The 14,868-nt window shown below is 62.1% G+C and carries 8 protein-coding genes; 1 reads left to right on the top strand and 7 read right to left on the bottom strand.

The window, feature by feature from the left end; all coding sequences use genetic code 11:
* Positions 1–151: 151 nt before the first annotated feature.
* Positions 152–1,252, bottom strand: a complete 1,101-nt coding sequence (gene gbcB, locus ACLEJQ_RS15175) for a glycine-betaine demethylase subunit GbcB (protein WP_072430865.1) — start codon at positions 1,250–1,252, stop codon at positions 152–154.
* A gap of 284 nt (positions 1,253–1,536) precedes the next feature.
* Here gbcB and gbcA point away from each other — a divergent pair, with 284 nt between their 5' ends.
* Positions 1,537–2,832: a glycine-betaine demethylase subunit GbcA gene (gene gbcA / locus ACLEJQ_RS15170; RefSeq protein ID WP_440796289.1), complete on the top strand. Its 1,296-nt coding sequence runs from the start codon at positions 1,537–1,539 to the stop codon at positions 2,830–2,832.
* A gap of 114 nt (positions 2,833–2,946) precedes the next feature.
* Here the strand turns inward: gbcA and ACLEJQ_RS15165 are convergent, their stop codons facing one another.
* From ACLEJQ_RS15165 to dgcB, 6 genes are all read right to left on the bottom strand, one after another.
* On the bottom strand, positions 2,947–4,191 hold the full coding sequence (locus tag ACLEJQ_RS15165) for a metallophosphoesterase (RefSeq protein ID WP_440796287.1): 1,245 nt from the start codon (positions 4,189–4,191) through the stop codon (positions 2,947–2,949).
* A gap of 27 nt (positions 4,192–4,218) precedes the next feature.
* Positions 4,219–6,087: a hypothetical protein gene (locus ACLEJQ_RS15160; protein ID WP_440796285.1), complete on the bottom strand. Its 1,869-nt coding sequence runs from the start codon at positions 6,085–6,087 to the stop codon at positions 4,219–4,221.
* Positions 6,088–6,257: 170 nt separating this feature from the next.
* Positions 6,258–9,710, bottom strand: a complete 3,453-nt coding sequence (locus ACLEJQ_RS15155) for an alpha/beta fold hydrolase (RefSeq protein ID WP_440796283.1) — start codon at positions 9,708–9,710, stop codon at positions 6,258–6,260.
* Positions 9,711–10,834: 1,124 nt separating this feature from the next.
* Entirely contained in the window at positions 10,835–11,605 is a 771-nt protein-coding gene (gene etfB, locus ACLEJQ_RS15150; protein WP_440796281.1) for an electron transfer flavoprotein subunit beta, read from the bottom strand.
* A 15-nt stretch (positions 11,606–11,620) separates the two neighbouring features.
* Complete coding sequence (etfA, locus tag ACLEJQ_RS15145) at positions 11,621–12,841, bottom strand: electron transfer flavoprotein subunit alpha (protein ID WP_440796280.1); 1,221 nt, start codon at positions 12,839–12,841, stop codon at positions 11,621–11,623.
* Complete coding sequence (gene dgcB, locus ACLEJQ_RS15140; RefSeq protein WP_440796278.1) at positions 12,841–14,790, bottom strand: dimethylglycine demethylation protein DgcB; 1,950 nt, start codon at positions 14,788–14,790, stop codon at positions 12,841–12,843. Before dgcB ends, etfA begins: the two co-directional genes overlap by 1 nt.
* Between the last annotated feature and the right edge of the window lie 78 nt (positions 14,791–14,868).

The following is a 14,868-nucleotide window of genomic DNA, read 5'->3' as shown; positions in this document are numbered from 1 at the left end:
AGCTTGCTCCCGCTCTACTGCACAGCAGTCGCAATCCTGACGATGCAATCTCACTGATGGACCGCATGCACTTGTAAAGGAGCTGCTGCGCCCGGGCGCGGACCGGCCCAGCGCGAGCAAGCCCCCTCGCCACATAGGGGGTGGCTGGCGATCAGAACTCGATCCGCACATCCCCCTTCGGCACGCTGCAGCACGACAGGATGTAACCTTCGGCCTCGTCGTCCTCGGTGATCCCACCGTTGTGATCCATCTCCACTTCCCCGCCCAGCTTCAACACTTTGCACGTGCCGCAGATGCCCATGCCGCAAGCCTTGGGAATCATCATGCCGAGCTTGGCGGCCGCGGCGTGGACGGTTTCGCCCGGCGCCACGCGAATGCTCTTGCCCGAGGAAGTGAACTCCACCAGGTGCAGGTCCGCTGCATCGACCTCCGGCGCCTCGGCAGCCTGTTCGGCTTGCTCCACTGCGTCGGCACGGGCTTCCGGTGGCGTGGCACCGAAGGATTCCTCGTGGTAACGCTTCATGTCGAAACCAGCGGCTTCCAGCAGGCGCTTGACCGCGTTCATGTACGGCGTCGGGCCGCAGCAGAACACTTCGCGCTCGAGGAAGTCCGGCGCCATCAATTCCAGCATCTTGTGGTTCAGGTAACCGCGATAACCGGCCCAAGGCTCGCCCAGGCCATGTTTCTCGCAGATCAGGTGCAGGCTGAAGTTGTCGATCCGCGACGCCATGTGCTCCAGTTCGCGGTGGTAGATGATGTCCTTCGGCGAACGGGCGCTGTGGATGAACACCATGTCGACGTTGCCGTTGGTGTCGTAGTACCAGCGCGCCATGGACATGACTGGCGTGATCCCGACGCCACCGCTGAGGTAGAGGACCTTCGGGGCGGAAAAATCGATGGCATTGAACAGACCTACCGGGCCGTGCACCGCCAGTTCCTGGCCTTCATGCAGGGTGTCGTGCAGCCAGTTGGACACCTTGCCCCCCGGCACGCGCTTGATGGTCACCGAAAAACTGTAGGGCACCGACGGCGAGCTGGAGATGGTGTAGGAGCGCATGACCTGCTGGCCTTCGATCTCCAGTTCCAGGGTCACGAACTGCCCCGGTTTGAAGAAGAACATGATCGGCTGGTCGGCCATGAAGCAAAAGGTGCGCACATCCCAGGTTTCCTGGATGACTTTGACGCAACGCACGATATGTCGGCCATTGGCCCAGGTCTGGGTGGTGACCGGGTTCAGGAAATTATTGGACATGCTGATCTCCACGGCCGACTACCGGCCTTCATGGTGGCGATTGTGCGCAGGCGCCGGAACCGTCGTTTACCTATTCGCGACATCCACGTACTTATCGCGACCAGCCCCCAACCACCGGGGCTTGCGCGTCGGGAACAGATTGGGCCATGTCGCCCATGGATAAGGTTCCGCCCCTGCGCGGCCCCACACTCGCTCCAACAGACAAACAATGTTTTCTGCCTTGCGTCGCACAACCGACTAGCCATTTTTCGTCGGCCACACAGATGGCCTTGAGGATAAAAACGATGGACGTGACCACCACCCTGAGCCTGGGCGATCCGCTGGAACCCGCACGCAAGGCCACCGCACAGATGCTGCAGGAGCGCGAGCGCACGTTCTCGCTGCCGCAGCCGTTCTACAGCGACGAGCGCCTGTTCGACATCGACATGCAGGAGATCTTCCAGAAGGAGTGGTTGATCGCCGGCATGACCTGCGAGATCCCGGCCAAGGGCAATTACCTGACGCTGCAAGTGGGCAAGAACCCGATCATCGTGATCCGCGGCGCCGAGGGCGTGGTGCATGCCTTCCACAACGTCTGCCGCCACCGCGGTTCGCGCTTGTGCACCAGCGACAAGGGCAAGGTCGCCAAACTGGTCTGCCATTACCACCAGTGGACCTATGAACTGGACGGTCGCCTGCTGTTCGCCGGTACCGAAATGGGTGCCGACTTCGACATGAAGCAGTACGGCCTCAAGCCGGTGAATGTGAAGACTTCCGGCGGCTACATCTTCATCAGCCTGGCGGAAAACCCACCACCGATCGACGATTTCCTGTCTACGTTGAATCACTACATGGAACCGTACGACATGGAAAACACCAAGGTGGCGGTACAAACCACCTTGATGGAAAAAGCCAACTGGAAACTGGTGCTGGAGAACAACCGCGAGTGCTACCACTGCGGCGGCTCGCACCCGGAGTTGCTCAAGACCCTGCTGGAGTGGGACGACGTCACCGACCCGCGCGCCGACCAGGCCTTCAAGGATCATGTAGCCGAATCCGCCGCTGCCTGGGAAGCCGAGAAGATCCCTTATGCCCACAAGAGTTTCGGCCTGCGTAACCGTATCGTGCGCATGCCGCTGCTCAAGGGCACCGTGTCGATGACCCTGGACGGCAAGCAGGGCTGCGCCAAGTTGATGGGTCGCATCAAGAACCCGGACCTGGGCTCGATGCGTATCCTGCACCTGCCGCACTCGTGGAACCACTGCATGGGCGACCACATCATCGTGTTCACCGTGTGGCCGATCAGCGCCCAGGAAACCATGGTCACCACCAAGTGGCTGGTCCACAAGGACGCGGTCGAAGGCGTGGACTACGACGTGGAGCGCATGCGCCAGGTCTGGGACGCCACCAACGACCAGGACCGTCGCCTGGCCGAAGAAAACCAGCGCGGCATCAACTCCACCGCCTACCAGCCAGGCCCGTACTCCAAGACCTATGAGTTCGGCGTGGTGAACTTCGTGGATTGGTACAGTGAGCGCATGCTCAACAACCTCGGCGCCGAACCGGCTCCGTACCTCAAGGGCGTGCCGGTCCAGGGCTAAAATCAAAGGCTTCGCGAGCAAGCCCGCTCCCACAGTTGACCGCGTTTCTTCAGAAAGAATGCGGTCGAATGTGGGAGCGGGCTTGCCCGCGAAAACGGCCTCCCATTCACCCGATTACTCTGAAGACCAGCGCACCGACCCATCCTCCCCATAGAACGTCTCGACAATCGCCTCCCCGCTCAACTGCACCTTCACATACCCGTTCAACACCCGCTCCGGATACGCCTCATCCCCCGCCAGTTGCGTCTCCGACCACAGCACCCGGGCATGCCCGTTCAACTCGCTGGTGGTGCCATAGGGAATCGCCCCATGCCCGGCGCATCGCGCATGCAAGCCGCCCTGGGTGGCGTAGCAAATGCCGTTGTGCAAATGCCCCCAATACCAATAATCCGGCTCACGGCCCAAGGCGTCGCACACCGGCTGGTACAGCGCGGTCTTGTGGTGCCCGGAAATATCAAAGCCCTGGTGGTGACTGAGCACCATCAACTTCTTGCGTTTGGGCAGGCCCTTCATCCAGTCGATCTGCTGGGCGTTGAGGGTGCCGTCCATGTACAGGTTCATCGCGTCGGAGGCATAGGCCGTGTCGAGGCCCACCACCAGCCAGTCGTCGTTGTACAAGGCAAAGTAGCTGGTGCCCTGCTGCACCGGGAAGCGCTTGGCCAGTTCCTTGAAATAGCCATGAGCGCCGCTGTACATCTCATGGTTGGAGTTGAGGGTGAACGAACCGTGCTTGCCCTGCGGCCAGCCGACCATGTCGACGTCTTCCTGGGAATGGGTCCCGGCGTAGTACACATCCCCCAGGTGAATGGTGAAATCGGCCTGGGCCAGTTGCATCTGGTTGGCGACCGCCACTGACGGGGCATGACTGTCGAAAGGCCCGGTGCCCCAGTCGCCGGCGATGGCCAAGACTACATCACTGTCCATCCTGACCAGTGCCGGATTGGTCGCGAACGGCGCGTGGTGCCGCAGGTTCTCGATCCACTTGAGCAACGCCTCGCTCCACAACAGGTCCAGCAGTTCCCATTTGCGACAACCAAGCAAGGTACCGTCCTTCAGCACCCGGGTCGGCAATTCGTCCTCGGTTTGCGGCAGCGGCGTGGCGTTGCCGATCTTCAGGATCGACAGACCATGGGACAGCTCCCATGGCACCGCCGGCTCGTCGTCCGGCAGGTCGCCGTGCTCGATGACGTGCCGGGCCTGGTCGTGCCCCCGTTCCAGCAGTTTGACGATGGCCTGGAACTCCTCGGGCTCCAGGTCGTTGACGAGCTTTTTCCAGGACATTTCCAGCCGCGTGACCAACCCGTGCAGGCGGACCTTGACCTTGTCGAACTCATGTTCCAGATGGTGCAGTAATGACATGGGAACGCTCCTTCGCTATGCCCTGGGCTACAGGGTCTTCATGAATTCAATCAGGGCGCGCTTGTCGATATCCGACAGTTGCGTGCCATACAGGTGACCGCCGTTGTGATTGCCCTCCAGGCGAGTGTCGTACTTGAAGTCCGCCGACTTTTTCATCTGCGCGCCGCTGGTGACGAAGCCGACCTTCTCCTGGTCGTAGAGGTCGGAGCCGGTGTAGAACACCTGCGGCCGTTTCTCCGGTGTCTGCAGCAGGTCCCACAGTGTCGGCACCGAGCCGTTGTGCAGGTACGGCGCACGTAGCCAGATGCCGTCGGTGGGCGTGTTGCTGTAGCTCTGGGTCTTGCGATAGGCCTCAAAGTCGAACGGCGGTTTCTTAAAGTCATGGAAGGCCGCCACCAGCCCTGTGGTGAAGGAATTCAGCCGATGAGGATCGGTGCCCAACTGATCGATATTGGTAGTGACCTGGCCGGTGTCGCTGCGGCCGAAGTCATGGCAGCCGGCGCAGTTCTTATCCCAGATCGGTTTGCCCTGGGCGACTTTCGCCTGATCCAGGGCGAACGGCCAGGCCGGCGCCCTGTGGCCCAACAGCCAATTGGTGACCCGATTGAAACTCGGCGGCAGCACCGATTCCGGCGTCGCGCCCACGGCCATCGCCGCCGCGTAATTGCGCTCATGGATCTTGTTGTTATTGCCGTCCCAGTGCAGGTACATCGACTCCCGGGGTTTCTGGTTCCAGACCTGCGGCAAGTCCACGGTGCCGATGGTCGAGTCATCCGGGAAGCCGAACACCACCATTTTGGTCGGGTTGAAGGTGTCGGTGCGTCCCGGGCCCTGGGCCGGACGCAGTTTCTGCCAGGCGTAGGCCTGCTTCTGCTTGAGCAGCGCGCTCTTGGCCATCGGGATGATCAGGTAGCGGTTGTAGAGCTTCTCGAAAAAGCCCAGCTCGAACCTGGCATTGATCGCCGTCATCACCGCCTCGGGGGTGAATTTCGGGTCGCTGGCGCAATCGTAGGCGAACCATTGAAAGGCTTGCAGTTGCAAGGTATTGGCCGGTGCCGTGGCGACCGGAACCGCGACGTCCGAGGCGTTGGCCCGGTAGGACCCGGTGTGGCACAGCGCGCAGTTAGGTTCCACGGTGGGATAGCCGAGTTGCCGCTTCGCCATGCCGATGGGCAGGTCGTTGCCATTTTCATAGAGAAAACCGAACACCTCGTAGCCGCCAGGCTTGGGCAGTTTCTCCGGGCATATCTGCGGCAGCACGGCGAACAGGTAGTACGGAATCCGCGCCTCGATGCCCAGGCCGATGGCCGCGTACTTGTAGTGGTCCTCGTCGGAGGTGAAGTCCGGCTGCGGCACCTCGCGGATCATCTGGTACCAGGTCTGGTAGCCGATGAAACCCAACAGCAGCACGACCACCAGGGTGCCGATCCTGAAGCCGTGGCTTTGCCAGTGCCGGGCCCAACCGGCGCGCCACTCGCGCCAGCCTGCGCAGAGCAAGGCCAGCGGGCGATTCTGCGCGGGGCTGCCCAGGTACAACAGCACACCCAGGATCAGGAACATGCTCAAGTCGCCCAGCAACATCGGTTCGAACAACTGACCCTGGTTGTTGGTGTTGATCAGATAGATCCAGAACACCACCGCCACCAGCCGCGACAGTACGCACAGCCACGAATTCACCACGAAACGCGGCGCGTTGAAGCCCGAGGGCATGTAGAACAGGCTGATCCCCACCAGCAGCATGCCGGTGTTCTCCAGCCAGGGATCGGACAGCACGGGCGGCAGGCCGAGCATGGACGTCAGCAATGCCGGCGCGAACAGCGCCGGAATCGCGAAGACCATGTTCATGACAATCCCGACCCAGATGATGCGTTGGAACCAGCGGATGTAAGTGTTCATGGGCATCCTTTTCCTTCTTCTTTGGCTCAGAGCAACGCTTTTTGTGGCGAGGGAGCTTGCTCCCGCTGGGGCGCGCAGCGCCCCCCAAATACCAAAAGCGACGACTGCTTCGCCCGAGCGCGGACCGGCCGAGCGGGAGCAAGCTCCCTCGCCACGGGTTCACCACGACTTCAACCCAACGCAGTCTTCTCCAAGTGTTCAAGGATGATCGGATACACATCCACCACCGCATCCTTGCCGAAGATGCAGTCGATATGGCCGTAGCCCGGTATCTCGTGGCGGCTGAACAGTTGCGGGCCGTGCAGGTCGCACAGGCGCTCATAGGTCTTGAGGGTGCTTTGCGGCAGGTAGCACTGATTGTCGGCACCGCTGATGAAGCAGATCGGCAGTTTCAGCCGGTCGAAATGCGGCATGTAGACGTCGTTGCCCTTGAAGTCCACCAGGTGCCCTTTGCGCACGATCAGCGCCAGGTGCTCGAAGGTGTGCATGTTCGACTCGCCGAACAGCTCATGCAGGTTGTCGTGCAGGGTTTCGTTGAGGGTGTCGTGGCGGTACAGCGACGCGTACATGAAGGTGATGCGGTGGCAGACCGGGTTGGTGCAGTAGCCCTGGGCCTCGATCCGGGCATAACCATTCAACGCCTTGTCGTAGAGTTTGTTGAACCAGTTCTCCTTGGTGTCGGCGTAGGCCGTCAGGGATTTGATGCCGATGGCATCGAGCATCCCCGGCAGGTGCAGGCCGGCTTTCAAGCCGGTGGCGGTAGCGACCACCGTGTCGGCGGCAATCTGCGAGCAGACCACCGAGCGCACCCCTTGCAACCCGGCCAGCATCGACATGAAGAACGTCGTCGCGCCGTAGCAGTGCACCACGCACTGCACGTCACGGGCCAGGGTCGCTTGCTGGATCTGCTCGATGGCGGCCTTGAAATCGTATTGGGCCACTTGGTCGCCGTTCCATTCCTGCTTGCTCACCGGCAGCAGGATGCTCACCCGCAGATCCAGCAACCACACGTCGTACTGGTGCTTGCTCAGGTACTCCAGCAGGTTGGTGTGGATGGTGTCGGTGGAGAAAATATTCGAACCCACGCCCAAGCCATGCACCAGCATCACCGGGCCCTTGGTGCCTGCCTGGTAGCGGGTCAGGCGCAGTTGGACATTGTCCTCGGTCTCGAAGAAATGCACGGTCGGCGCCGGTGCATCCAGCGGCCGCTTGATCCTCGGCGGCGCGTCCGGGTTGAAGTAGATGTCGCCGGCAAACACCCCGCCATAGCTTTCCCAGAGGATCCCGGCGAAGAACTTGCCGAACCGCGCCAGCGCATCCAACCGTTCGCGCTCGTTGCGCGCGTTGAGCACTTTCATGGTGGTCATCTGCCTGGCGAAATCGGCCGGCAGGATGTGCATTACCCCCGAGCCAAGCACCGCGCCGGTCTTGTCCGGGCCGCGATAAAGGGTGACGTACAACGTGCTGGTGTCGTGCCAGATATTCAGCACGCCGTTGTCCTCGGGCACGGTCTTGAAAGCGCTGAAGTAATAGTCGGTGCCGTCTTCGGCGGTCAGTTTCATGTCGTAGTTCATGTGCCGCACGCCGACCTGTTCCTGATATTGCTCGAACAGATTGAACACCCCGTTGCTGGCGACCAGCGGCTGGGGCGAGAGCAGCGGTGCGTCCAGGGTGCCGACGATGGTCGCGGCGTGCTCCGGCTCCTTGATCAGTCGATTGAGATCGTCGCCGGTAATGGTCAGGGTGAATTCGATAGGCGAGTTATCGTTTTTGCCACGCTTGGCCGCCGCTTCGTAAAGCGACAGATCGGTGCCCTGGGGTTGGCTAAAGGCTGTGGAAAAGTAGCCCTTCATCGTCTCGGTGAACTGCACCCCGAGGGTCGGCGCAGCCACCGGTTTACGCGGCGCCGAAGGCAGCGTGTAATCGATGCTCCAGCCATGGTCCGCCGCCAGCAGCCCCATGTTGCGTTCGCTCACGGCCGATATCGTCAACAGCGGATTGACCGCCAGCGAGGTCGGTATTACGGCGCCATCGGCCACGTACAATCCGGGGTGGACGTCCGTGCCGCTGGTGCCGCTGAATACCTGGCCCTTGTGATTGACCACGCCTTGGGTCGCATCCTCGCCCATCACGCAACCGCCCAACGGGTGGACTGAAACGATGCTGTGCCTGAGCAGCTTGGTCCAGATCGGGTTCTCCACCCAGATCCCGCCCAGGGCCTTGGTGCTCTGGTGCAGGCGCTCATTGCCGAGGGTCACGTTTTCCTGCTCGCCGACGCCGGGCCAATCGATGCGCAGCTGGTCCTTGCTGTCGAGCACCATGCGACCCTTGCCGTTGTCGTGGCTCATGATCAGGTAGGTCTGCATGTTATGCAGCGCGCCGTAGTAAGGGCCGCGCACCAGGCTTTCGGCTTCGCGACCCTTGTATTTGAGGCTGGCGCCGAAACCGGTGTCGGTGGGCATGCCGATCATTGCGGCGAACGCCGCCATGCTCGGCACCATCGGCCGGCCGAGGGCGCCGGGGATCGAGCCTTCCTCGATGACCATGCGGCTGCGCCAGTCGCCCTCGGTGCGCATGTCGATGATCGAGGTGATGCACGGCCCCACCGGTTCCAGTTCCTTGGCCGAGTGGGCGCCAAAGCCGATGCCGTTGATGGTCTGGTCGCAGTTGTGGCCAAAGCCGAGGATGTCGCCGTTGCCACTCATGTTCTCGCCCAACTGGTTGGACATCGACAGGCCTCTGTCCCGCGAGCGCAGCATGATTTCGGTAGAACCCAGGGTCCCGGCGGACACCACCACGATGTCGGCACGCACGAACAGGGTCGGCGCAGAGAACAACTCGCGGCCGCTGTCCAGGTATTGGAAGTGCACGATCCAGCCATTGCCGTCGCGTTCCAGGTGGCGCACCTCGGCCTGGCAGAAAATCTCCGCGCCATGGTTCCAGGCATCCGGCAGGTAGTTCATCAACGTGGTGTTCTTGGCCTTGTTGTTACAGCCCGAGACGCAATCGCCACAACCATTGCACGGCAGTTGTTCGACGCCGACGTGGTTGAGGTTGTCGGGCAGTTTGTCGAAGGTCACGTTGATCGGCGGCTTGTAGAAATGCGAGCCTTGCTTGAGGTAATCGGCCGACTTCTTGTGAGCATCGAGCTTGGGCAGCTTTGGCTCCGAGGCTGGATACGGATTGGGCTTGAGCATCTCCCGGGCCCGCTCATAGCCGTCCTTGAGCAGTGTGTCACGGTGCTCGCGCACCGCCTGCGGCCAGCGCGGATCCTCGAACACGCCCGGCTCCGGCTCCAGCGAAACGTTGGCGTTGATCAACGAGGTCCCACCCAGGCCACAACCGACCACCACGTTCTGCTGGGCATTGACGTGCAAATCATACAACCCGGTGCGCGAACCGATGTGGCCGTCCGGGTCATGCACCTGCAGGTCCTCGGTGGCCGCCAGCAGGGTGTTGGGATACTCGCCGGGCTGTATCTCGCGGCCACGCTCCAGCAGGCACACCTTGCGCCCGGCCCGGGACAGGCGCGAGGCGGCGATGCCACCGCCGTAGCCGGAACCGATGACAATCACGTCGTAGTGTTCCTGGATTTGGCTGATGGGGGTTGAGATCCGTGTCATGTTCAGTCCTCTCAAGGCAGATGGGGCAACTCTGCGGTTGCCTGCAATCGGGCGCACGAACGCCTGGCCACTCTCTCGTAGGGGTTCGAGCGGCAGTCAGCGGTGTTGCGGGAAGATTCAGATGATCAAGGGAGCGCTATAGCCGCGCACGCGGATTGGCGGCACGCCAATGAGCACGCAGGGGCAACGAGGTAGGGCATGGCGGGCGGGCTATGACAGTGAAAAGCGGACAAGCGTGGTAGGGCTGGCTATCCATCATGCGTTCTCCCTGAACCTGATGTGGATAAAAACGGAGTCCTTGTGCCCTGAGTGAAGACAGGCGACAGGAGCTAGTCAAGCGAGTTCCTTAGAACTGTACGAAATTTGATCTATTTCGATTGCGACTAAGCCCGCCGTGGCGTGGAGAGGTTTGAATACAAGTTATCCACAACACAGCCCACAGCAAATGGGGACAAGTTGGATGAGACCGGGGGTTTTCTTTCCGTAAAGCGAAGAAAAACCGTGACTTATGCGCAGCTATGATTTGCATGAGGCGTAGGTTATTTTTTAATCAATCACTCGTAACCCTTGCTGTACAAGGGCTATGGCGGTGAGCGAACACCTTATCCACAGAAGCGCCAACAGCGTTTGGGGGTAATTTTGACGGTTCTGTGGAAAAACACCTCTACACCGTGTAACACGCGGCTTTTTAGGAAAAATCCCGCTGCAACCCAGGCATTTGATCATTTAATGATCAAATGCCTGGGAGCTACGTACCGTATGGCTTGCAGACGATAGCGAACATCTTATCCACAGAAGCGCCAACAGAGATTGGGGGCAAATGCCCGTAGCTCCAGCTCGCTATTTACCGGGAAAAGCCAGCTAAAACCGTAGGTTAGGCTGGTTGTTTTTTGAGCGCAGGCCCGCAGGGCTTGATTGACGTGGGTCAGGGCGAGGGGCGAACAGGTTATCCACAGAGGCGCGCACAGGGATTGTGGGAAACTCGGCAAGTTTGTGGGTAAACCCATCCCCCTGTGGGAGCGAGTCTGCTCGCGATAGCGATCTATCAGTCAACAACATCAGCGACTAACAGATTGCTATCGCGAGCAGGCTCGCTCCCACAGGGGATGTTTAGGGCGTTCAACTCAGCGGACCACGCCCTCTTCAATCAACAGCTTGAGAATTGCCTCAGCGCCCGCCTCCGGGGTCACCCCCTTGAGCACCTGCCCGCCTCCGCCGCTGGCCTTGGCCGTGGCGGCTTTCATGCGGTCGGCGCCGCTCTTGGCCTTGATGACTTTGAGTCGCTTGGGCCGTGGCTTGGCCGGTTGCAGGGTCGCTACGGCAAGCAGCGTGTCGTCGATTACCTCGACTTCCTCGGCATGCAGGGCGCCACGTCGCGCCGGGCCGTAGGCGCTTTGCCGAGGCTTGGGCGCGGCGTTATCCACAGTCGCCAGGAATGGCAGGCGTACTTTCAACCGGCGACGCTGCCCACGGGGCAAGGCTTGCAGCACCAGTGCCGTGCCGTTGTCGATGGATTCGACCTGGGCCAGCCCCACCACCAGCGGCCAGCCGAGGTTTTCCGCCAGCAGGAACGGGAGCATGCCCGAGCCCTCGCCGGTTTCCGCCTGGCTGCCCGTCAGTACCACCTGGGGCCCAGCGTCACGTAGATAATCGGTCAGGGCCGGTAATGCATCGGCCCCGTCAGGGTTTTCCAGCACATGGAGTTCGTCCAGGCCCATACCCAGGTAAGCCAGCAGGGCCGGTTCGGCCACGTCACCGGCGTGCAGCACCTGTAAGTCGTTACCGGCCAGTTGCAAGCCCAGCTCCACGGCGCGGGCATCCTGCTCGGCGCGCCGTGGGCGACCGGAAGTCGGGTGGGCGCCGATGGACACCAGGCTGATCACTTGAGTCGTCATGCTTGAATCCTTCGCTTAGGCCGCGTCGCGTTTGGCTTCGTTGCGGTAAGCCTCTACCGCAGCGATCAGCGCCTTGAAGATCGCCGAGCTGTCACCGATCACCGACAGGTCCGCCCGTTTGATCATGTCGCAGCCCGGATCGAGGTTGATCGCCACCACCTTGTCGCAGGCACCGATGCCTTGCAGGTGCTGGATCGCTCCGGAAATGCCCACGGCCACGTAGACCCGCGCCGTGACCCAGGTGCCGCTGGCGCCGACCTGGCGGTCGCGGGCCATGAAGCCGTCGTCCACCGCCACTCGCGAGGCGCCTTCGGTCGCGCCCAGGGCGGCGGCGGCCTGGTGGAACAGTGCCCAGTCCTTGACGCCGTTGCCGCCGGAGAAAATGAACTCGGCTTCGGCCATCGGGATCGCGCCCGGGTCCACCGCCACCGCACCGAGGTCTTCGATACGCGACAAGCTGCGGGCCACGCTTGTGGATAACTCTACCGGCAAGGCTTCATGACGGGTTTCACTGACCGGCTCGGCGCATTCGGCTGCGGCCAGGATCAACCGCGCCAATGGCCGGGCCAAGTCCTGCAAGCCGGCACCGGCACGGCCGATGCACTCTTCGCCCTTGACCTGCCAGACCCGCGTGGCCGGGCGCTCGCCCAGGGCCGCGGCGAAACGCCGGCCCAGTTCGCCGCCACCGCTGCGACTGTCGGGCAGCAACCAATGACGCGGGTTGAACTGGTTATCCACAGCCCGCAGGCCCTGGACCCGCTGTTCCGGTGCATAACCATTGAACTCGTCCCCTTCGAGCACCAACAGGCGATCGACGCCCGCCGTGGCGAACGCGCTTTCCTTATGCTCACCGAAGACCACCGCCAAGACGGCACCGTCGGAGCCGGCCAACTGATGAGCCAGGCCCAACAGATCGCGGTCGTGGCTGCTGAGGCGGCCACCGACCATGTCGGGCACGACGCTGATGTAGAACGCCGGTTGCGGAACCTGATGCAGCGGCAGTTGCACTTCAACAGTGGCGCTGCGTTTGCTGGTGCCGCCCTGCTGGGCACCGCTGCGGTCAATGCGCTTGATACCGTTGGGGCCGATGAAACCGACGCCATGGACATTCTTGCGAATGACGCCGTTAGGCCCCATCCAGCTGTGCTGCACCGGTTGCATGGCCGCGTGCAGCGGGTGCAGGCGGTTGCGGGCAATCCACTCGGCGCGAGGGTCGCGGCGGATGATGTCGCTCATTAATGCACCTCCGCAGGTTCACGTTTGGTCGAGGCCACCGGCTTGCTCGGCGCCGCGTCTTCGAGCAATGCGTCGGCCACCAGCTCGGCGATGTCCTTGATCATCGGGCGAGGTTCGACCACGCCTTCGAGCATCGCGGTGCACTGTGGACAACCCACGGCCACCAGTTCGGCACCGGTTTCACGGATGTCCTCCATGCGCATGTCAGGGATCCGCTGCTTGCCCGGGATGTCGGTGATCGGCGCACCGCCACCGCCACCGCAGCAACGGGAGCGGAAGCCGGAACGCTGCATTTCCTTGACCTCGATGCCGAGCGCGCGGAGCACCTGGCGTGGCGCCTCGTATTCGCCGTTGTAACGACCCAGGTAGCACGGGTCGTGATAGGTCACGCTGTCGCCCTTGTGCTGGCCGAGGTTCAGGCCGCCGGCGTCGATGATTTCCGCCAGGTAGGTGCTGTGGTGCTGCACCAGGTAGTTGCCATCGAAGGCGCCGTATTCGTTTTTCAACACATGGAAGCTGTGAGGATCGCAGGTGACGATGCGGTTGAAACTGTATTTGGCCAGGGTCTGGATGTTGCGCTTGGCCAGCAACTGGAACGTCGCTTCGTCGCCCAGGCGCCGGGCCACGTCGCCGCTGTCGCGCTCTTCGAGGCCGAGCACGGCGAAGTCGATGTTCGCCGCCTTGAGCACTTTGACGAAGGCCCGCAGGGTCCGTTGGTTACGCATGTCGAAGGCGCCGTCGCCGACCCAGAACAGCACGTCGGTGGATTTCTTTTCGCTGAGCAGGTTCAGGTTCAGGTCCGCCGCCCAGTTCATCCGCCCGCCCGGAGCGAAGCCGCCCGGGTTATCGGTGGCGATGAGGTTTTCCAGCACCTCGGCACCTTTGTTCGGCGTGGCGCCTTTTTCCAGGGTCAGGTGCCGACGCATGTCGACGATGGCATCGACGTGCTCGATCATCATCGGGCATTCCTCGACGCACGCCCGGCACGTGGTGCAGGACCACAGCGTCTCGGCGTCCACCAGGCCGTTGACGATTGGCTGGTGAGGATTGCCGCCGTGTTCGCCGATCGGTTTGCCTGGGTACGGGCTGCCGGCGAACTTGGCATCGGTACCGCCGGCCAGGCCGACGACCATGTCCTGGATGAGTTTTTTCGGGTTCAGCGGCTGGCCGGCGGCGAACGCCGGGCAAGCGGCCTCGCATTTACCGCACTGCACGCAGGCGTCGAAGCCGAGCAACTGGTTCCAAGTGAAATCCTTGGGTTTCTCCACACCCAGCGGCGCGGCCGGGTCGTTCAGGTCCAGCGGCTTGAGGCCGGTGGAACGGCCGCCGCCAAAGCGCTCGGCACGACGGTGCCAGGCCAGGTGCAGGGCACCGGCGAAGGCGTGCTTCATCGGCCCGCCCCAGGTCATGCCGAAGAACAGCTCCGAGACGCCCCACAACACACCGATCCCGAGGATCGCCGCCAGTACCCAGCCGCCGAAGTTCTCCGGCAGGATACCGGCCACCGGCAGGGTCACCAGGAAGAACGATACCGAGAATGCCAGCAGGCTTTTCGGCAGGCGCATCCACGGGCCTTTCGACAGACGTGACGGCGGATTGCGCCGACGCAGGTAGACGAAGATTGCGCCGACGAACATCACGGCGGACATCAGCAGCAACGCATAGCCGAGGAAGCGGTTATGCAGGCCGAAACCGTGGACCAGGATCGCCAGCACGACGGACGCCACCGCACCACCGGCCGTGGCCACGTGGGTGTTGGCAATGTATTTGTCCCGCGCCACCACGTGGTGCAAATCCACCATGTAGCGCTTGGGCATGGCGAAGAGGCCGCCGATCAGGTCAACCTTGGACGGCCGCCCCCGGCGCCACATGTTTACCCGGCGCAAGGCGCCGAGGACCGCGAGGCCCAAGGCAGCGAAGAGCAGGATGGGGAGAAGGGTGTTAAGCATCAGAGTCACCTCTGCGAGGTGCGAGCTACAAGCTGCAAGCGGCAAGAAAGAGCAGCGGAGACCGTGCTTTTACTTGTA

The sequence above is a fragment of the Pseudomonas sp. SMV71 genome, assembly GCF_052042015.1.
GTDB lineage: Bacteria > Pseudomonadota > Gammaproteobacteria > Pseudomonadales > Pseudomonadaceae > Aquipseudomonas.
Note: the sequence above shows the minus strand (reverse complement) of the source record. Positions and strands in the feature narration are given on the sequence as shown.